The organism is Dorea longicatena (genome assembly GCF_024168045.1).
Lineage (GTDB): Bacteria > Bacillota > Clostridia > Lachnospirales > Lachnospiraceae > Dorea_A.
Map to the genome: position 1 here is coordinate 525,465 of NZ_CP100126.1, position 18,621 is coordinate 544,085.

Here is an 18,621-nt window from a genome sequence, read left to right on the forward strand (position 1 = left end):
AGTATGATGTTAAATGTTTTTTTTACTTGAATAAGGAAGAAAAATGGAAACAGACAACAGGGTAAGACGAGGATGAGAACATGAAGATCATAGAAACATATGGAAATTATATAGAAAAATGGAGTAATGAGGATCCGGACAGAGCCAGATGGCTTTTAAAGACCGGATGGAAGGCACAGAATCTGAAGTTCCGGTTTGCCCCGGACAAAAGACTGATGCCGGCAGACCGGTATCTGGCAAGACTTATGATGGATACGATGCTTATGCCTTTGGAAAAACCACAGGAAAGTGCAATAGTCAGCATCTTTACTCCTTGCGAACTGTTGCAGGAGGCAGGAATCCATCCGTATAATGTGGAAGGATTTTCCTGTTATCTTTCTGCATCAAAGGCAGAAAGAGCATTTTTACAGCAGGCAGAAAATACAGGAATTTCTGAGACACTTTGCAGTTATCATAAGACATTTATCGGGGCGGCACAGAAGAAAGTGCTTCCGAAACCAAAGTGCATTGTGTACACGAACCTGACCTGTGATGCAAACCTTCTGACGTTTAAAAAGTTGGCGAAAATGTATGAAGTGCCAATCTTTGCAATTGATGTCCCGATGCAGCAGAATGAGGACAATGTACAGTATGTGGCAGACCAGCTTCGGAAGCTGAAAGAGTTTATAGAAAAATGTACGGGTAAAAAGATTACAGACGAGGCATTAACAGAACGGCTGAGAAGAAGCAAACGGACACTGGAGAAGTTTGCACAGTATGAGAAAGAAAGTGCAGATAAATATGTTCCGGCAGATCTGGTTACGCCTCTTTATGTGGGAATGACCAACAATCTTTTGCTTGGCACAAAAGAAGAAGAGGATTATGTGGATCGCCTTTTGAAAGACGTAAAGAATGCTCCTGCAAAAAAAGGAAAGAAAATCTACTGGATGCATACGATCCCATTCTGGTCTGATGCGGTGAAGAACGAGCTATGCTTTCAGGAAAAAGCACAGATTGTCGGCTGTGAACTGAGTCACGTCTGTGAGCCGGATTTTGATCCGGAGAAGCCTTATGAGGCAATGGCGAGACGTATGGTATATCATGCATTAAATGGAAGCGCGATCAGAAGAATCGAAGCAGGAATCCGTCATGCAAAGGAGACAGGAGCAGACGGTGCTGTTTGGTTCGGACACTGGGGATGTAAGCATACCCTTGGAGCAGCACAGCTTGCCAAGCGCAAATTCGAAGAACAGGGAATCCCGCTTCTGATCCTGGACGGCGATGGATGCGACAGAAGTCATGGCGGAGAAGGGCAGACATCTACCAGACTCGGGGCATTCTTAGAGATGCTGAATACAGAAACGGATGAAAATACGGACAGACAGGAGGAATCGCACGATGAATAAAACATATTATGTCTGTAAATATACCCCAATCGAACTCTTAGAAGCGTTCGGCGGGGAATGTCAGAACCTGAATGAGATGCCGCAGGGCTTTGACCATGCGGATCAGATAGCGCATCCGAATATCTGTGGATTCGGCAAGGCCCTTCTGGAAGCTGTTATGAGTGGAAAAGTAAAGGAACTGGTGTTGGTCAACTGCTGTGACACGATTCGGAGTGTGTATGATATTCTGGAAGACAGCGGGAAACTGGATTTCTTATATATGATTGATGTACTTCACTGTGATGCAGAATGCAGCAGGGAACGTACAGCAGTGCAGTTAAAAGGTCTTGCGAAAGCATATGGAGAATATAAAGGTACCAGATTTGATGAAGAGAAGTTCCGGCAGGCATTCAAGAAGCCGGAACGCATCGTAAAGCCGCATATCAGTGTGCTGGGTGCACGTATGGGAAATGAACTTTTTGATATGGTACAGAAAAGTATGCCATATCCGGTGGAAAATGATACCTGTGTCAATAACCGTTCGGTGGGCGAGGCAGAGCCGCCAAAAGATCTGGAATTCGATGAGCTGATGGCATGGTATGCGAAAGAACTTCTCGGACAAATTCCATGTATGCGAATGATGGATTACAGCGGAAGAAAGAGATTATATAACGATCCCGGATTAAAAGGAATCATTTATCATACTGTGAAATTCTGCGATTTTTACAGTTTTGAATATGCACAGATCAAGCAGAATGTGACCGTGCCGCTTCTGAAGATCGAATCGGATTATACGGTGCAGAGCAGCGGGCAGCTTCTGACAAGATTAGAAGCATTTGCAGAGAGCATGAATATGGAACAACTGGAAGGGAAGGAACTGAAGATGGGAAAAGGATATTTTGCCGGAATAGACAGCGGATCAACAAGTACAGATGTAGTAATTCTTGATAAAGACCAAAATATCGTGACAGGTATCATCCTGCCGACAGGTGCGGGAGCAGCAATCGGAGCAGAGCGTGCACTGGAAGAAGCACTGAAGGATGCGGGACTTCAGAGAGAAGACATCGATGCAATGGTTACAACCGGATACGGAAGAACGGCCATTTCTGATGGAGATAAGAGTATTACAGAGATTACCTGTCATGCAAGAGGGGCACATTTCCTGAACCCGGAAGTCCGTACTGTTATAGATATCGGAGGTCAGGACAGCAAGGTCATCCGCCTGGATGAGAACGGGGCTGTAGCCAATTTCGTTATGAATGATAAATGTGCTGCAGGAACAGGAAGATTCCTGGAAATGATGGCAAGAACGATGGAAATGAGCCTGGATGATATGGGAAAGGCAGGTCTGTCATATAAGGAAGATATTACAATCTCCAGCATGTGTACCGTATTTGCGGAATCGGAAGTGGTATCACTGATCGCACAGAATAAGGCAACCGATGATATCGTACATGGACTGAATAAGGCTGTTGCGTCCAAGACAGCAGCACTGGCAAAACGTGTCGGCGGCGAGGAACGCTATATGATGACCGGAGGAGTGTCAAAGAACCAAGGACTGGTGAAGACACTGGAAGAGAAGCTTGGAACGACACTGGTGATCAGCGATAAGGCACAGCTTTGTGGAGCACTGGGAGCTGCATTATTTGCTAAGGATATGGTTACAGAGTAAGCGTTCTTAGCAAGATCTTAACAGTAGAAAAATAGATAGGATTGGAATTCTGTGATAATATAAAGAATATATTGAATAGTCAGAAAATTGTAGAATAATTAACACAGAAAGGCATGAATATTTATTGAATTTATATCGGACAAAATTATCAGAGAAATTAAAAGAGTCATTGGAAGCGGTGGTACCGATCATCGCGATCGTATTGATATTAAGCTTTACGATCGCACCGGTGCCGCCGGGCATTCTGATGGCTTTTATTATTGGAGCGATCCTTCTGGTGGTGGGAATGATGTTCTTCACACTGGGGGCGGAGATGTCGATGACGCCTATGGGAGAACGGATCGGAACTCGGATTGCACAGTCGAAGCAACTTCCCGTGATTATTGGATTGTGTTTCATACTTGGCTTCATCATTACGATATCGGAACCGGATCTGCAGGTGCTGGCAGGGCAGGTACCGTCAATGTCGAATATGACGCTGATTCTGGCAGTTGCCGTAGGAGTCGGAATCTTTCTGGTGGCTGCTGTACTGCGTATGTTATTTTCCAAACCGCTGTCCTATATGCTGTTGATCTTTTATCCGGTAGTGTTTATCCTGACATTTTTTGTATCGAAGGACTTTCTGGCGATTGCATTTGATTCGGGCGGCGTGACGACCGGACCGATGACGGTACCGTTTATCATGGCACTGGGAATCGGATTCTCTGCGGTGCGTAGTGATAAATACGCGGAGACGGACAGCTTTGGTCTGGTATCATTGTGCTCCATCGGTCCGGTGCTTGCGGTACTGCTTCTTGGGATTATCTATCATCCACAGGGCGGCAGCTATTCCGAGACTGTGATACCAGATGCAGAGACATCTGTAGCATTGTGGAAATTATTCGAGTCAGGAATCCCGCATTATATGAAAGAAATCGGTGGCTCACTGCTCCCGATCATTCTGTTCTTCGCATTCTTTCAGGTGGTGTCCCTGAAACTGAAAAAGAAAACGCTGATCAAGATTTTAGTCGGTATCCTGTATACATACATTGGACTGGTATTATTCCTGACAGGAGTAAATGTAGGATTTATGCCGGTAGGTAATTATTTGGGACAGGTGATCGCCGGGCTTCCTTACCGCTGGGTGATCATTCCAATCGGTATGTTGATCGGTTACTTTATCGTAAAGGCAGAGCCGGCGGTATATGTGCTGATGGAGCAGGTAGAAGAGCTGACATCCGGAGCAATACCGGGAAAAGCAATGGGATATAGTCTGTCGCTTGGCGTTGCATTTTCCCTTGGATTGGCGATGATACGTGTGCTGACAGGTATCTCGATCCTGTGGTTTCTGGTACCGGGGTATGCACTGGCACTAATTTTGACGTTATTCGTGCCGAAGATATTTACGGCAATCGCATTTGACTCCGGCGGTGTTGCATCCGGACCGATGACGGCAACTTTCTTACTTCCGTTTGCACAGGGAGCCTGTGAAGCCGTTGGCGGAAATGTAGTAACCGATGCATTCGGAGTCGTGGCAATGGTAGCAATGACACCGCTTATCACGATACAGATCCTGGGCGTGGTGTATCAGTATCAGGAGCGTAAGAAGGATAAAGAAGAGATGCTCGCGCAGCCTGTTAAGGTATTACCGCTGGAGGCATATGGGGATGCGGATATTATAGAGCTGTAAGGGAGAATTTATGAGTAAGGTATATATGATGGTGACCATCACGAACAGAAACAAACGAAAAGATTTCCGAACATTTTTTAAAGAGTACGGACTTCCTGTATTTCTGGAAACGATCGGAAGGGGGACGGCACAGAGTGAAGTGCTGGATTATTTCGGCCTGGAAGAATCGGAAAAGTTGTTATTTCTTGCAATCGTTACAGGAGAGACGTGGAAAAAGCTGCGCCGGGGACTGATCACGAAGATGCTGATCGATGTACCGGGGACAGGGGTATCGTTCATTGTGCCGCTTAGCAGCGTGGGCGGAAGAAAGACACTGCAGTTTCTTGTAAATGAACAGGAATTTGAAAAAGAGGAGGAGACAGCGATGAAAGATACAGACTATGAACTTCTGGTAGCAATCGCGAATCAGGGATATATCGATACAGTCATGGATGCGGCAAGAGCAGCAAAAGCCGGCGGAGGGACTGTGATCCATGCAAAAGGAACTGGGATGGAGCTTGCAAAGAAATATCTCGGGGTGTCACTGGTGGAAGAAAAAGAAGTCATTCTGATCGTAACGAAGAGCAGAGAGAAGAATCAGATCATGAAAGCAATCATGGAGCAGGCCGGTCTCGACAGCAAAGAACGTACGATTGTGTTCTCGCTGCCGGTGACCAGTGTTGCGGGGATACGGATGCTTGAGGAAGATATTCAGGATGATTTGTTATAGGTTGCCTGAAAATTTTATGGAATTCAGTATTTTATACAAATCTTTTTTTAATACATCATTTTCAATATCTTGCACTGCATTGAAACTTCGGACGCCTACTCCGATAATATAATCACCATTTTGAATATATGCCTGTTCAAATGCAATCGTTTTTTGCTCCTTTTTGAATCCGAGAGCATGTAAAAGATATGATACAGGATTCTGGGATGAAGAAATGAATTCTTCATCCGGATCATATGGCCAGTACTCTGTAACTTCATTGCAGGTATGCCCATCTACTGTAAATGTGTCGTTTAAGGTTATCTTTTTAATCACAGAATCCTTGGAAACATTTAACAGGTAGTCCATATCAATGTCGCAATCGTCAGTGATTGCTACACCTTGCTTTTTATAAGAGATAATCTCAAGAGTAAATACTTCTTCATCTAAGTCATCAGAGGATAAAATAATTGTGTATGAAGCTTCGTTTTTATCTGTACAATTCTCTGTATCGATATGGTATCCATCTGGAACGGTATAGGTCAGAAGCTGATTGATATTTTCACCGGTGTAGTTTACCGGTGTTTCCTGTGAGGTTTTGTCAGTTTTGGAACTGCCGCAAGAGGCTGAGACTATCATGATAAGTGAAATCATAATGAAACTTGTAAAAAGATATTTTCCTTTCATAGTAACCACTGCTTTCTTTGAAACATTCTTTTTGGGAAATGAGAGAAAATGATAAGCTATATAAGGGTTTTGTTGATAATTTATTATAGCATATAACTTTTAAACAAGCATTAAATTTTGCTGAAAAAAGAAACGACAAACGCCACAAACCTTTCGGCCTGTGGCGTTTGTTGTCGTTATAGTTATCTAAAGGAATGAGGGATTATCGAACTGGTTTATATTGTGTTACAAAGTGTTGTAAAGCCCGGAATTACAGGCTTTTTTAAAATTGACTTACATATAAAGTGTTATATTTATTTATCCTGATTTGACCGAAATTTGCCCCGAGATTCTTTGTTTGGATTTGTTTGAAAATAGTTTGATAAAAATAAAATAGAATGAAATATTTGAAATAAACATAAAAAAATATAGACAAAATAGGAAATAAGATATATTATTAAAGTAAACATTAGAAAAAACAGTACTGTCATTGAATGAGAGTAGGGGAAAAGACCCAGCTACTTGGGATGAGGTTTTGTTAGATGTTGCTGAAGTTTATGAAAACTACACGCTTGTTTCAACAAATCATCTTCAAGAATTTATTTCCTTTAATGAGCCGTATATAGAAAGTGTAACAGGACATTATGCATGTGCAGTTAGTGCATTATTAGCATGTGGTGCATATTATAATGCTGTTGATTATACAGATATTGCAGGTGATTATATGGATATTTGGGATTCAACAGGAACGACAGTTTCATCGGAGAGTGGAGGAATAACATATGGTTCAACAACTATTGGCAATATTGGACCTGGATTTGTGGACTTTTGTGCTGGAAAGAATGTTTCTGTAACACAAAATACTGACTATAGTCCCAATTATAATTTTTTCACTAATTGCATTGATAGAGGAGATATAGCAGTTGTCCATTGTGGTATAATTAGCAGTGATACTGGAGAACGTGCGGGGCATTCAATGGCAGCAGAGGGATATGCAACTTTGCGAGCATATAATTCTGGAAATACAGTACATACATTGATGGTATTTGATGGATGGGGGGATACAGTACGTTATTTGAATTTTGATTTTGATAGTTGGACAGACATATCGGGGGCTACATTTAATGGATAAGAAACGATTGATTTTGTTAATCATACTTTTGCTTGCAATAGTATTAATTGTGCTTGGCGTAAAAGGAAATGTTTTTAAGGAGAATCGTCAAAATATGGAGTTGCGTTCTAGTGGAGATGATAATTCTCATTGGTTTCATTTGAGTGGGGTTGTTGTAGAGAAAACTTTTGATACACTTTTAATAGAACTAAATGAGAAGGAAGAAAGTAGTCTATTTTTTGATACGACAAAAGTTAGTTTAGATTGTACTAAGTGTAAAGGTGATCTAGAACAAGTATCAGAAGGAAATGTTATTAAATTTTATTTTTTTAAGTATAATATTGATGGTGAAACGGTAAAAATTGAAAGAATAGTAAGATAAAAGTATAAGTAAGAGTTCTGCTATCAGAACATTATTATTAGTGAGGTAAAGGAACAAGGCGAAGCCGAGACGCCGTAGGGCAGTCCTTTACGGAACGGACACAGCCAATACCATCATGATACATAAGAGGACTTGAAAGGTCACAAACCTTGCAAGTCCTCTTGTTTATCTTATGGGTTACTTCTGTCGGATTGCATTTTCCGATAGACCGCTTCTTTCGTGGCTTCTCGGAAAAAGCTATCCTGTCTGGTATATGCCAGATGTTCATTCTGGATATAAGCGTCTGATTCGCAATCATATTCGTAAGGGATTACCTGTGCTGTTCCCTGTTTTTCATCAATTCCATAGATAATTACTTTGGAATCTCTCAATGCCAGTCCGAGTGTCAGAAAGCCGGAAGTGAAATAATTGTTGTTGTGTGGAGCGGTTATGCTTTTCAGTGCATGAAAGAAGTCTGCTACTTCCTCAGTCTGTCCATTCTCAAAAGCCGGAATGATATGTAAGGTGTTGTTTGCCTTATCTGCATATGCCCGGCAGACCAGAACGGAAGAATCCGCTTTTTGTATGATACCGTCAAAATAATCGCCGGAGTATGCAGTTGGCTGATAGAAAATGGCGGTTTCTTTTGTTGTAAGGTTATGATAAGTCAGAAAGCCGTTTACAAGCCGGACAATTTCGATATCATCCCCGTAGGTAAATCCGTTCTGCTCTAAAAGAGAATAGAAAGTTCTGGTAAATTCTTCCGGCAGTTCAATCCCCAGTTTTTCTGTGATAAGCATATCTACATATTCTTTAAATGAACCATACAGAAGTTCATTCAGCGTCATATTGCCCAACGTGGCAATCTGCTTCAAGCGTTTCTCATTGGGAAGATTCACACCCTTTTCCCAACTGTTTACAGAGCCTTTCGGGGCATTATCTATGATTTCCCCAAACTTCTGCATACTGTAACCGTATTTCTTGCGTATCTGTAAAATTCGTTTTCCTACTGCTTCTTTATTCACAAACATATGCACACCTCGTTTCTGTTTTCATCATAACACAAGATAAGGATAAATGTAAGGGTAAAATTATAATAAGTTATAAAAAGATATAGTTAAGCGTTTGAAATACAAAAATAAAAAGTAAGGGAAAAAGTAAAATAATTGTTGACAAGAAGAAAAAACAGGTCTATGATGAGGTTAAGAGGTAAGGAGAAAAGTAATGAAATAAATATAGACGTGGATATGAAAAGGACTTGTCACACTTACCAGACACTCATTCACCATGATTTCAAAAAAGGAGAAATGTAGCATGCAGATTACATTGACAAAAGAACAGGTCAGAGAAGCGTTCGGGGAACTCCGTTACATGGGAGCAGACTACTGCTATAAGTATGATAAGGAAACCCGGAAGAAAACCGAGGAAGTGGAAGCATTGAAACTTCACCTCGGAAGCATGAAACTTGGAAACAGCGTAGATATCCGTCTGGAAGCAACAGAACTTCCAAAGGTAGAGCCTTACACAGTGGTAGAACTAGAAGAAGCGGTATATGCCCCTTATGTGCAGAGAGGAAACTTCCCAGTATTGGTGGACAGAATCTCCTGCAAGGGTATCCGTGTTGTTACCGGAAAAGGAAACGTGTAGAGACTGTTCCCGGAAATTCTCTGCGGACTGCTCCGTACAGCGTGAAAGGAGCAAAGGGAGTAGAGGAAGTTCCGGGAACGTGGCGAAAGCCACGGCATACTACGAAAGGCAGGGATGATGATAACAGAGGTAATGAAAATTTCAGAACCCCCCTATACTAACAGGGGGGTAACTCGTCAGAAAGAAGATTTGACAGCACTGATTGACTGGTGTCAGATTACTGTCAAAGGTGTAGACGTGTTCATAATCATAGAAGATATCTTGCGGATTCCACTGAGTTTTATGGAACTGCATGGTAAGGAAAAAGGAATTGCTGGACACGAACTGATAGCAAGATTTGACAATATCAAGATTCTGAAACCGACAGGAAATGCACAGTATGAGGGATTTCAGATTCTTATGAGTGGTTCGGGGTGCAGGAATTATGAAAATTTCCTTATGATGAATAAGGAAACATGGTTTGATTTTCTGGAAAGAGTTTGCAGATACCCGGTGAATTTTCCGAGGATAGACTTGGCAATCGACGATACAAAGCCTTATCTGTCTATCCCGGAATTGATTCGTCTGAAAAACGAGGGGCTGATATCTAGTCAGTTGCGTGATACAGCAGAGAATCGTTCTGATAGACTGAAAGAGGATGAAATAGAAGCGCAGGGAAAAACACTATATCTCGGCAGTAAACACAGTGATTTTCGGATTACATTCTATGAAAAGGGATATGAACAGGCAGAAAAGTTCGGAAAAGAACTCAACCCGGACTGGAACAGATATGAACTTCGATTCCGGCACAAAAAAGCGGTCAGATTAGTAGAAGAACTTCTGAAAGACAGGGATGTGGCACGGATTGCGTTGTCTGTATTAAACGAGAAAGTGCGGTTTTTACAGAAGCCGGAAAACAGCACGGTTACAAGAAAACGGCTTTATCCTACTTATCCCCCGTGGGAAGAACTCATGCAGGATGTAGGGAAGATAAAGTTGACCATGAATCCAGAGAAAAAGACACTGGAACGAACATGGCAGTGGCTGAACGTAGCAGTTTCGCCCTCTTTAAAGCTAATGGATAAAATCGGAAAACTGGATAACAGAGATTATATCCGCCAGCTAATAGAACGGGGGCAGATGAACGAAGAACAACAACGCATATATGAGGACTATAAAAAATCTTTCCTTTTGAGGGAAGAAGAAAGGAGAATCTTTGACAGAACATACACAGAACACGATACAGACAAAGAAAGCCCTTACAGTGAATGAAGCGTCAGAGTATACGGGAATTGGAAGAAATAATCTGCGAAAGCTGATTACATGGCAGAAGATTCCGGTCATAAGGATTGGAAATAAGATTCTTATACGCTCTGAGGTTTTAGACCAGTTTTTGAAGAAAAACGAAGGGCATAATCTGAAAAATAAATATGAAGTAATTGCAGTATAAACACAAATAAGCATATAATACTGTCAGACCAGTTCTGATAGTCCTTGCACGGAAAGGAGCGTGCAGATTGGGCAAGGACTTAAAAGGAAATCCATTACCGCCGGGAATTATGCAGAGAAAAAGCGGAATTTACAGAGGGCGGTTTTATTACAAAGGAGAAACGTATACAAAAGATAATGCGGACTTAAAAAAGTTAGTTCAAGAAATGGAAGATTTACGCTATGAAGTCAAGCATGGGTTGAAAGGAAAGGGCGATAATATCACTCTGGATACATGGTTTGATATCTGGCTGAATACCCATAAGAAGCGGACTATCAAGGAGAGTACACAAGTACGTTATGATGATTTTTACAGACGTTACATAAAGAAGCAGATAGGAAAACAACGTGTGGCAGATTTTAATCCGATTATTTTGGAACGTCTGCTTCAGAATATGGCAGATGATGATTACAGCACAAAGACTATACGGGATGTGTATAATATTCTCAATGCTATGTTCAAATATGCAGTGCATAACAGGATTCTTACATTCAACCCATGTGCAGGAGTGGAAGTTCCCAAAACAAAGACAAAACAGATACGGGTACTGACTGTGAAAGAACAACGGGAAGTATTGGAACACGCAAAGGAGAGAATACACGAGAATCTCATACAGGTAGCACTCGGAACGGGAATGCGTGGCGGAGAACTGCTTGGGCTTACATGGGATGATGTAGATTTTCGGAAACGGGAAATTTCTGTAAATAAAACGTTGGTGTATATCAAAGATAAGGAAACAAAGAAGTATGTATTCAAGTACCAGACACCAAAGACAAAGAACAGTATACGGACGATTCCCATGCAGGACAGTGTGTATAAGGCTTTAAAACGTCAGTGGATTCAGTTGAAAGAAATGCAGTTGTCAGCTAGTGAATGGCAACCATTAGAGGGATTTGAAAATCTTGTGTTTGTTGGAAAGAACGGAAAACCGATTACAGAACACACCTTTCAAGTGACGTTAGACTGGATAGAAAAATCTATCAATAAGGAACGAAAAAAGCAGGCAGAGAAAAACAAGACAGTGTTTATACCGATTCCGCATTTTTATCCACATGCATTTCGTCATACTTTTGCAACGCGTTGTTTTGAAGCCGGGATTGACGCAAAGGTAGTACAAGGATTCCTCGGACATTATTCCATAGCAATCACACTGGATTTGTATACGCACGTCACAGATGATAAAGCAAAATCGGAAATGGATAAATTACAGAATTTGTATAAGGAAATCATATAATCAGAACAAGAATAAGAAAGAGAATAGAAAAGGTGCAACATTTCTTTAGAAAATTATTTGACCGAGATTTGACCGAAGCGGATTTTGCAACAAGTACAGAACAGCGAAAACCCGCTAACCACAAGGGCTAACGGGCTTCGTTGTTTTATAGTTATCTAAAGGAATGAGAGTAAAGTGTTGCACCGGATTCCCGGTGTGCTACTTTATGAGGGGGAGATAGTTGATTTTGTCTCTCTCAACTATCTGAGTTTATTATAAAAAACAAATATGTCTAAAGTATGTTAAATTCCTTAAAGAAATCGGAAAAATCTTAAGAAGAACTTAAGAGGATATAAATAATCTGAAAACGCTACAGGACTAGATGTAACTATACTAATAGAATTAATATAGTTGATTATTTAATGACGCTGTGATATGATACGGACAGGGAAACCAAAAGCAGGCGGCTACCCTCCAACTTTGGAGGGATAAAAACACCCTCCAGACGAAAGAAAGGAGGGCGATGCGATGGTTACATATTCTGACATGATTCAGTTTTGTATATTCATTGTTGCCCTTGTAAGTCTTTGTTATGAGATTTTCAAGGGAAAACGAAGATAGCCGCCAACTACTGCGAATAGTTGACGACTATATAAATAGTTAACAATTATACTCGGGTAGCCGCTTGCGGTTTCCCTCTTGTGTCTTAAATATAGCATATCTGATAAATAGATTCAAGCAGATCAGAAAATTATTATTTTTTACTGAAATGAAAACCTGAAAAAGCAGTTGACTTTTTCATGAAAATCGAATATTATATATAAAATCTCTTTGCACTGAATATATCCAATACGGATAAGGGATAACAGTACAAACTGATCAGGCTACATTCATTTTTTATAAGAATAAAATCGAGAAAAATGATGTGCATGCCGGGCCGGTCGATTACCGGCAGCAGATGAGACGATATATCATACATCTGTGGGACAGTAAGTAGAAAGTTCCACAGGTGTATTTTTTTGCAAAAAAGCAGTCTTGTAAATAGAATACGGAGGAACAGTAGTCTCACCTTAGGTGCCATAGGAGACATGACATTATGAAAAATGGAGGTTATCTTATGACAAGTCAAAAACAACAATTAAATGAACAGAAAATGATCAATCATTTATCAACCGTGGGAATTCTTGGAAATGTCATTCTGACAGCGTTCAAACTGCTGGCAGGAATTATCGGACATTCGGGAGCCATGATATCCGATGCGGTTCATTCATTATCGGATGTGTTTGCCACATTCATTGCATTTCTCGGGGTAAAATTATCTAAGAAATCGGCGGACAGCGAACATCCATACGGTCATGACAGATTGGAATGTGTAGCATCGATGGTGCTTGCAGCCATTCTTCTTGCAACGGGTATTGGAATTGGAATGAGTGGTGTGAAGACGATCATAGCCGGTGATTACAGTCATTTGCAGGCACCGGGAACGATCGCACTTGTGGCAGCTATCGTGTCGATTCTTACAAAAGAGGGGATGTTCTGGTATACCAGACATTATGCGAAGATTCTGGATTCCGCAGCATTCATGGCAGATGCATGGCATCACAGATCAGATGCATTTTCTTCCGTTGGTTCACTGATTGGTATAGGTGGTGCAATGCTTGGATTTCCTGTGCTGGATCCGCTGGCAAGTGTAGTTATCTGTATTTTTATCCTGAAAGTAGCATTTGATATTTTCAAAGATGCACTGGATAAGATGCTGGATACTTCATGCAGTGAAGAATATGAAGAGAAACTGGCAGACTATATCAGAAAGAGCCAGGGAGTAGAAAGACTGGATCTGTTAAGAACGAGAATGTTCGGCAACAAGGTGTATATCGATGCAGAGATTGCGGTAGATGGAACACTTTCGTTGAAAGATGCGCATGCAATTGCAGAGGATGTGCACGACAATGTAGAAAAGAAGTTTCCGAATACAAAGCATATTATGATTCATGTAAATCCGGCATAATGGAAAAAATACCGCAGCTTTCAAATTTTGAAAAAGCTGCGGTATTTTTTCTTTGTTGGTGTTGTCTGAAAAATTTAATCCTGCTAATGAAAGTATGTTTTCGTTTGTGCTATGAGTTATAACCTTTTACATATACAAAACTGTCTGTATCATTGTCACGCTGCATCGTATAGTGATGATTGAGCATAGCTTCGATAAGTTCCTGTCCCTGGTTTTCTACGGCGACCAGAGTCATATCTAATGCATCTTCCAGTTCCTGTACCGTCATATCGTCCAGAAATACCTGTTCTCCGCTTCTTAACATATTGCATGTGATAAGAAGTGTGTCACCAAGATCGGTGCCGGAGGCTTTCTTTTCCAGAAGCTGGGCTTTGAGATCCTGACCGGTGATCAGACCGGATACGGTAACAGTCTCGCCAAAGAAATCATTGCGGATCGCAAATACATTGATCTTAATATATGGAAATGCTTTCATGATCTCCTCTGCGAATCCGGCAAGGGTACTGTAGGCAAGCTTGCCTGTTGCAATGGTAAGTGTACGGCAGGTCTCATTTTTCCAGGTCTCATAGTTGTCATTCTGCTTCAGAGCTTCCAGAGCGTCATGGAATTCTGTCTTTAAAAGACGCATCATGCCAACTCCGTTTTCCAGCTGGATATATCCATCATAGCGTTCTTCTTCCGGAAAATCACGTTCGGCAAGAATATACCATTCATCACTTGCCTGTATGAAGTGCAGACCATATTCTTCATAGAATTTTGGCTGATAGCTTTCAATCATATCAATGACTTCACCGGCTTCTTCTTTTGAAAAGAGTTCCAGCGGATAGAGACCTTCACGGTATTTTGTAAGTCCGGCAGGTACAACGGATACACTTCTCATAAAAGGAAGATAGCTGGAAAGATCCTCAATGGAACGTTTTAATTCATCTTTGTCATTTACGCCTTTACATAATACGATCTGACCGTTCATCTCAATATGTGCTTCATACAGATCCTGCAGAAATTTTAGCTTTTCTCCGGCAAACCGGTTATGCAGCATCTTACAGCGGAGCTCCGGATTGGTTGTCTGTACAGAGATATTGATCGGTGCGAGCTGCATATGGATGATGCGGTCAATATCTGCCTGCTTCATATTTGTCATGGTGATATAATTTCCCTGCAGAAATGAAAGACGGGAGTCATCATCCTTAAAATACAGAGTCTCACGCATGCCCGGAGGCATCTGGTCGATGAAGCAGAACATACATTTATTACTGCAGGAGCGGTATTCACTCATCAGTCCATTCTCGAATTCAACTCCAAGCTCATCGTCGTACTCTTTATCGATTTCCAAAAGCCATTCTTCCCCGGAAGGCTTGCGGATCAGGACTTCGACATATTCATCTTTCATCAGATAACGATAATCAAAGACATCCTCAATTTTCTGTCCGTTTATTTTTAACAGTACATCGCCGGGTTCGATTTCCAGTTCTTCAGCAATAGAACCCGGATAGACGGTCTGTATCAGGTGTTCCTGTTCCTTTTTTTTCACAAATATATTCCTCCGTATAAACATTTACCCATATAGACAAAATGATAGCTTATTCTCAGTCTGAGTGCAAGGTAAGAATTATAAAATCAGAACGTAATTTTTGGATAAATTGATGAAAAAAGAGGAATTGACGGGATTCATTTTTCTACGGGATGTAAAAAAATGTGATTTCTGACAAATATACGATTGTAATCAAACGTTTAACGTGACATAATAAAAAAGAAAAGGTTAAGAATATTTTAAAAGAATGTTAAGTAAGCGTAAAATAAGCTGACAACAAAGGAGAAAATTATGGAAATATTTTCTATGGTATTGTCATTGTTAAGTGGAGTCGCTTTGTTTCTGTTCGGAATGTCCCTTATGGGAGATGGGCTGAAACAGGTTGCCGGTAATAAACTGGAAGCATTCCTTTACAAAATGACAAATACACCGCTCAAAGGAGTAGCACTTGGAACAGGAGTGACCAGTGTCATTCAGTCATCTTCCGCAACAACCGTTATGGTCATCGGTTTTGTTAACTCCGGTATGATGAAACTGAAACAGGCGATCGGTATCATCATGGGAGCCAATATCGGTACCAGTATCACTGGATGGATCTTATGTCTTTCCTATATTGACGGATCGAATGGTATTGCAAAGATTTTATCTTCTGCAACGATAGCGGCTGTCGTGGCGGTAATTGGTACGATCATGCGGATGATCTGTAAAAGAACGACACACAAGAACATCGGTAATATTATGCTTGGTTTTGCAATTCTGATGACAGGCATGCAGACAATGAGTGGTGCGGTTACACCATTAAGAGAGAGTAAAGTATTTATTGATATGCTGACGATGTTCTCGAATCCAATCGCAGGTATCCTGGTAGGTATTGCATTTACGGCCGTCCTGCAGAGCGCATCTGCTACCGTTGGTGTATTGCAGGCTTTATCGGTAACAGGAATCCTTACATTTTCCAGTGCATTTCCGATTATTCTTGGTATCGGTGTAGGAGCATCCTGTCCGGTACTGGTCTCAGCGATCGGAGCAAATAAGAATGGTAAGAGAACCGCACTTGTGTATTTATTAAATGATACCTTCGGAATGTTGATCTGGTCGATCGGATTCTATACGATCAATGCATTTGTCCATTTTGATTTTATGGACAATATTATGTCGCCGGTATCGATTGCCCTGTTGAACACTGTGTTCCGTCTGGTAACGGTATGTGTTCTGTTTCCGTTTATTAATAAACTTGAGAAGCTGGTATGCTGGCTGGTAAAAGACAGCGCAGAAGAACTGGAAGATGAAGCAGACTTTGATCTTCTGGAAGAGCGTCTTCTTGCGTATCCGGCACTTGCGATCGGTCAGTGCCACAGAGCAATGAGCGGTATGGCGAAGAAGCTTCGTAAGAATGTTAACCGTGCAATGAATCTTCTGAATGAGTACCAGCAGAGTAAGTTCGACAAGGTTCAGAAAAAGGAAGACCTGATCGATAAGTATGAAAGCCGTCTGGGCGATTATCTGATCAAGCTTACAAAGCATGAGATGAACACGGCACAGACAAGGCAGGTTTCACTTTATCTGCATACGATCAATGACTTTGAACGTATCGGAGATCATGCTTCTTATATTGCATATATGTCCAGTGATATGCATGAGAATAAGACACAGTTCTCAGAAGATGCCTGGGATGAACTGAATGTTGTCATGGAAGCGGTACGTGAGGAGATTAATCTTACATGCAAGGCGTTCCTTGAGAATGATAAAGAGATGGCACAGAGAGTAGCACCGCTTGGTATGGTCATTACAACACTGTGTGATGAACTGAAGATGCGTCATGTGGAGCGTATGAGCAGTGGTGGATGCGGTCTGGAAGAAGGAACAGTATTTACAGATATCCTGAACAGCTTTAACCGTATTGCGGCACACTGTGCAAGTGCGATGGTTGCACTTATGAACAGCGATAAAGAGAATATGGATACACATATTCATAATTCGAAGGTATATCCTTCCGACAGCACTGAATATAAAACTTATCTGAATGAATATAATCAGAAATATGAGATCAAAAAAGACGGGGAACATATGAGAAGCATGGAACCGGAAGAGGTTGAGTAGGATTTGCATAAGAGCATATAAGTAAGACAGAGGTAAGTTTATCTTATAAAAATAAAAAAAGAACAGAACCTGAGAGGGAAATATCTCAGACGCTGTTCTTTTTTTGTTTACTAACGATTCCGGTATTCTCTCGGTGACATCTGATATTCTTTTTTGAATAAACGGTTAAAATAAGACAGATTATTGAATCCTGTGCGTTCCGAGATGGACAGAATACTGTCATCTTCCGTGAGCAGAAGTCTGGCGGCAATGGTAAGACGGTAGCCATTCAGATAACTGGTGAACGTTGTGTGCAGGTGCTGCTTAAAGAATTTCATAAAATGTGATTCGGAGAATCCCATATAGTCTGCTGCGCTTTGAACGGTAATCGGTTCTGTGTAATGTGATTCAATGTAGGAAACAATCTGTTTTACCTTATCCAGAGATTTACTGCGGCTGAAAGTGACAGGTGATCCCTGGGAGGAGAATAACAGGTAAAAGAAGTGAAAGAGATGTCCTTTTACTGATAATTCATAATAGTCCGGACGCTTAGCGCAGAGGTCATCGATTGCATCAATACAGGAAGAAAGTTCTTCATGGGAGGAACAGGTATTGTCAAAGAGCCATGGAAGTTTGTATTCCAGTGTAAAATACGGCTGGAAATATTCGACTGTCCGGGGATCGGAATCAGCAGAATATAAAAGACTGCTCTGAAACAGGATATTTTCATATTCCATACTGTCTTTTTCATGCTGGGAAATGGAGTGAAGCTGCCCCGGTCGGACCAGGATGATGTCACCGGCTTTCACAGCTCTGGGCTCGGTATCAACGGAAATGATACCACAGCCTTTTTTTATTACAATGATCTCCACGTCATTATGCCAGTGAAGCGGAACCTGTGTGAAGTCCAATGGAATGGAGCACAGATAGGTGTTGTATGGAAACTGGGAGCTGACGTGTTTTTTTACTTCGTGGAGGTTTTCGTAGGTGAGTGTGTTCATAATCAGATACTGGAGTCCTTTCTACTGTCAAAAAGTTGTTTGTTTGATAGTATTGTATTACTTTTTACTACTATGATGCAAGAGATTATGGTTATAATCTGATTATAATATCAGTGTAAAGCAAACGGAAACTGATAAACAAA

At 41.2% G+C, this 18,621-nt stretch carries 17 protein-coding genes and 1 riboswitch; of the genes, 13 read left to right on the forward strand and 4 right to left on the reverse strand.

Annotated features, from left to right (window positions below; genetic code table 11):
- Nucleotides 1-80: 80 nt before the first annotated feature.
- The 4 genes from NKF87_RS02575 to NKF87_RS02590 all read left to right on the forward strand — a co-directional run bounded on the left by NKF87_RS02575 (nucleotide 81) and on the right by NKF87_RS02590 (nucleotide 5,414).
- Complete coding sequence (locus NKF87_RS02575) at nucleotides 81-1,385, forward strand: 2-hydroxyacyl-CoA dehydratase subunit D (protein WP_117597948.1); 1,305 nt, start codon at nucleotides 81-83, stop codon at nucleotides 1,383-1,385.
- Nucleotides 1,378-3,036: an acyl-CoA dehydratase activase gene (locus NKF87_RS02580; RefSeq protein ID WP_117597949.1), complete on the forward strand. Its 1,659-nt coding sequence runs from the start codon at nucleotides 1,378-1,380 to the stop codon at nucleotides 3,034-3,036. The genes NKF87_RS02575 and NKF87_RS02580 overlap by 8 nt, the downstream gene beginning before the upstream one ends.
- Before the next feature lie 124 nt (nucleotides 3,037-3,160).
- A complete protein-coding gene (locus NKF87_RS02585) occupies nucleotides 3,161-4,705 on the forward strand; it encodes a DUF1538 domain-containing protein (protein ID WP_253583918.1) in 1,545 nt (514 codons plus the stop codon).
- Between the two features lie 10 nt (nucleotides 4,706-4,715).
- On the forward strand, nucleotides 4,716-5,414 hold the full coding sequence (locus tag NKF87_RS02590; RefSeq protein ID WP_117597951.1) for a P-II family nitrogen regulator: 699 nt from the start codon (nucleotides 4,716-4,718) through the stop codon (nucleotides 5,412-5,414).
- On the opposite strand, the gene NKF87_RS02595 is transcribed toward NKF87_RS02590, so the two are convergent.
- Nucleotides 5,409-6,080, reverse strand: coding sequence for a hypothetical protein (locus NKF87_RS02595; protein WP_117597952.1), 672 nt, complete (start codon nucleotides 6,078-6,080; stop codon nucleotides 5,409-5,411). The genes NKF87_RS02590 and NKF87_RS02595 overlap by 6 nt on opposite strands.
- Nucleotides 6,081-6,549: 469 nt before the next feature.
- Between NKF87_RS02595 and NKF87_RS02600 the strand changes: the two genes are divergently transcribed.
- Nucleotides 6,550-7,191 carry a hypothetical protein gene (locus NKF87_RS02600; RefSeq protein ID WP_242995281.1) on the forward strand — a complete coding sequence of 214 codons (642 nt, stop codon included), beginning with the start codon at nucleotides 6,550-6,552 and terminating at the stop codon, nucleotides 7,189-7,191.
- Nucleotides 7,184-7,552, forward strand: coding sequence for a hypothetical protein (locus tag NKF87_RS02605; protein ID WP_004844112.1), 369 nt, complete (start codon nucleotides 7,184-7,186; stop codon nucleotides 7,550-7,552). The genes NKF87_RS02600 and NKF87_RS02605 overlap by 8 nt, the downstream gene beginning before the upstream one ends.
- Before the next feature lie 170 nt (nucleotides 7,553-7,722).
- Here NKF87_RS02605 and NKF87_RS02610 read toward each other — a convergent pair whose 3' ends face one another.
- Complete coding sequence (locus NKF87_RS02610; RefSeq protein ID WP_117537929.1) at nucleotides 7,723-8,562, reverse strand: helix-turn-helix domain-containing protein; 840 nt, start codon at nucleotides 8,560-8,562, stop codon at nucleotides 7,723-7,725.
- A gap of 283 nt (nucleotides 8,563-8,845) precedes the next feature.
- Here NKF87_RS02610 and NKF87_RS02615 point away from each other — a divergent pair, with 283 nt between their 5' ends.
- From NKF87_RS02615 to NKF87_RS02640, 6 genes are all read left to right on the forward strand, one after another.
- Nucleotides 8,846-9,178, forward strand: a complete 333-nt coding sequence (locus NKF87_RS02615; RefSeq protein WP_009244196.1) for a hypothetical protein — start codon at nucleotides 8,846-8,848, stop codon at nucleotides 9,176-9,178.
- Nucleotides 9,179-9,310: 132 nt separating this feature from the next.
- Entirely contained in the window at nucleotides 9,311-10,429 is a 1,119-nt protein-coding gene (locus NKF87_RS02620; RefSeq protein WP_226853028.1) for a replication initiation factor domain-containing protein, read from the forward strand.
- Complete coding sequence (locus tag NKF87_RS02625) at nucleotides 10,374-10,607, forward strand: helix-turn-helix domain-containing protein (protein ID WP_021865324.1); 234 nt, start codon at nucleotides 10,374-10,376, stop codon at nucleotides 10,605-10,607. Before NKF87_RS02620 ends, NKF87_RS02625 begins: the two co-directional genes overlap by 56 nt.
- A 67-nt stretch (nucleotides 10,608-10,674) precedes the next feature.
- Nucleotides 10,675-11,880, forward strand: coding sequence for a tyrosine-type recombinase/integrase (locus NKF87_RS02630; protein WP_253583920.1), 1,206 nt, complete (start codon nucleotides 10,675-10,677; stop codon nucleotides 11,878-11,880).
- A 525-nt stretch (nucleotides 11,881-12,405) separates the two neighbouring features.
- A complete protein-coding gene (locus tag NKF87_RS14475) occupies nucleotides 12,406-12,480 on the forward strand; it encodes a putative holin-like toxin (RefSeq protein WP_226850502.1) in 75 nt (24 codons plus the stop codon).
- A gap of 244 nt (nucleotides 12,481-12,724) precedes the next feature.
- A riboswitch (NiCo riboswitch) is annotated at nucleotides 12,725-12,851 on the forward strand.
- Between the two features lie 125 nt (nucleotides 12,852-12,976).
- Nucleotides 12,977-13,867, forward strand: coding sequence for a cation diffusion facilitator family transporter (locus NKF87_RS02640; protein ID WP_117597991.1), 891 nt, complete (start codon nucleotides 12,977-12,979; stop codon nucleotides 13,865-13,867).
- Between the two features lie 109 nt (nucleotides 13,868-13,976).
- Here NKF87_RS02640 and NKF87_RS02645 read toward each other — a convergent pair whose 3' ends face one another.
- Complete coding sequence (locus tag NKF87_RS02645; protein ID WP_181978358.1) at nucleotides 13,977-15,398, reverse strand: DUF512 domain-containing protein; 1,422 nt, start codon at nucleotides 15,396-15,398, stop codon at nucleotides 13,977-13,979.
- Between the two features lie 291 nt (nucleotides 15,399-15,689).
- On the opposite strand from NKF87_RS02645, the gene NKF87_RS02650 reads away from it, so the two are divergent.
- Entirely contained in the window at nucleotides 15,690-17,498 is a 1,809-nt protein-coding gene (locus tag NKF87_RS02650) for a Na/Pi cotransporter family protein (RefSeq protein WP_117597954.1), read from the forward strand.
- Nucleotides 17,499-17,608: 110 nt separating this feature from the next.
- Here the strand turns inward: NKF87_RS02650 and NKF87_RS02655 are convergent, their stop codons facing one another.
- The gene (locus NKF87_RS02655) at nucleotides 17,609-18,478 is read right to left on the reverse strand and encodes an AraC family transcriptional regulator (RefSeq protein WP_117597955.1); all 870 of its coding nucleotides are present in this window, start codon (nucleotides 18,476-18,478) and stop codon (nucleotides 17,609-17,611) included.
- Between the last annotated feature and the right edge of the window lie 143 nt (nucleotides 18,479-18,621).

Coding starts and splice junctions, on each gene's coding strand:
- NKF87_RS02650 (WP_117597954.1), top strand. CDS start 15,690: ATGGAAATATTTTCTATGGTATTGTCATTGTTAAGTGGAGTCGCTTTG.
- NKF87_RS02575 (WP_117597948.1), top strand. CDS start 81: ATGAAGATCATAGAAACATATGGAAATTATATAGAAAAATGGAGTAAT.
- NKF87_RS02595 (WP_117597952.1), bottom strand. CDS start 6,080: ATGAAAGGAAAATATCTTTTTACAAGTTTCATTATGATTTCACTTATC.
- NKF87_RS02640 (WP_117597991.1), top strand. CDS start 12,977: ATGACAAGTCAAAAACAACAATTAAATGAACAGAAAATGATCAATCAT.
- NKF87_RS02620 (WP_226853028.1), top strand. CDS start 9,311: ATGAAAATTTCAGAACCCCCCTATACTAACAGGGGGGTAACTCGTCAG.
- NKF87_RS02610 (WP_117537929.1), bottom strand. CDS start 8,562: ATGTTTGTGAATAAAGAAGCAGTAGGAAAACGAATTTTACAGATACGC.
- NKF87_RS02615 (WP_009244196.1), top strand. CDS start 8,846: ATGCAGATTACATTGACAAAAGAACAGGTCAGAGAAGCGTTCGGGGAA.
- NKF87_RS02580 (WP_117597949.1), top strand. CDS start 1,378: ATGAATAAAACATATTATGTCTGTAAATATACCCCAATCGAACTCTTA.
- NKF87_RS02655 (WP_117597955.1), bottom strand. CDS start 18,478: ATGAACACACTCACCTACGAAAACCTCCACGAAGTAAAAAAACACGTC.
- NKF87_RS02605 (WP_004844112.1), top strand. CDS start 7,184: ATGGATAAGAAACGATTGATTTTGTTAATCATACTTTTGCTTGCAATA.
- NKF87_RS02590 (WP_117597951.1), top strand. CDS start 4,716: ATGAGTAAGGTATATATGATGGTGACCATCACGAACAGAAACAAACGA.